Below are 1,045 nucleotides of genomic sequence, written 5' to 3' on the forward strand. Positions count from 1 at the left end.
GATCAGATGGACTCTTTCAAAATCGGTAGCGACCGAAGTCGGCCAGAAATAACGGCCTATTTCAGACCTTCCCTAACGTATTTGTTCGTAGCTCGCATCAAAGTCAGCCATTCATACCTCGTTGTGGTAAAAAAACTAATGGCAAGTGCAGTAGAGGGGATTGCCCATGTCTTTATGGCTAGCGAACCTCCCTGAAAACTCACAAGTCAAAACAATAGCAGAAAATGACTGGGGCACTTATTACTTCATAATTGATCAGGCAGTTCGGCCAGATGCTTTAGAGAAACTGTACCAAGTTAGTGGGACAGCCATAGCAAGACGGTTGTTCGACGGTACGGATTATGAAGGGCTAAGCGATATTGGTCCCATATGGGTTGCGGTGAATGGCTGCCATGAGACAGGGTTTCTTGCAGCAACCATTTGTCAAGAGTCCTTAGCAGGCATCGCAGTTTCTACTCAGTACTCAGAAGAATCTGCAATTGTACAAGCACAGTATCTTTTGACTATGCATTGTGATGGCTTTGGTGAAAGTTTATGCCGTTACTATGATCCTCGGCTCTGGCATGCTCTTGCTACCTCTCTGCAAAGTACGAAAAATTTGATGGGGGAGTGGGATGAGGTTTTGGCGCCGTTTTTTATTTTTGAAGAAGAATTCAATACAGCTTGGCTCTCTTATAGAAATATAGACCCTCAGGCGGCTTCTTATGGTACCACTTCTTTGGCGGTTGGCAGTGAAACCCTATTGCAACACAAGGAATTTCGTTGGCAATTTTGGCTTGCCCAGAACTCAAAACTGCTTCCTTATCAGCTAAATAGCGACAGGCTACGAGCCACTATCGATAATCTGCAGCTTCTGGTTGACTGCGGTATTAGCGAATCGCGCCATCTGCGTCGATTACTCCCTGTTTTGCCTGATCAAAGTTTGACAGCGCATAGTGAGAAAATGGCTATTCTAAATAGCGGCCTGAGCCTGAGGAATCCCCACAAAAATCCCATTTTGATCAATGGGATAGCTTGAAGACGCCTGCATGAGTCGGGCAGTTTG

The 1,045-nt window shown here is 45.6% G+C and carries 1 protein-coding gene; it reads left to right on the plus strand.

All coding sequences use genetic code 11. The features are described from left to right. Window positions 1–166 precede the first annotated feature (166 nt). Window positions 167–1,018, plus strand: coding sequence for a DUF4123 domain-containing protein (locus ACSVIK_RS25980; protein WP_442447016.1), 852 nt, complete (start codon window positions 167–169; stop codon window positions 1,016–1,018). Window positions 1,019–1,045 lie beyond the last annotated feature (27 nt).

It is taken from the genome of Pseudomonas sp. NCHU5216 (assembly GCF_052156495.1).
GTDB lineage: Bacteria > Pseudomonadota > Gammaproteobacteria > Pseudomonadales > Pseudomonadaceae > Aquipseudomonas.

Coding starts and splice junctions, on each gene's coding strand:
- ACSVIK_RS25980 (WP_442447016.1), top strand. CDS start 167: ATGTCTTTATGGCTAGCGAACCTCCCTGAAAACTCACAAGTCAAAACA.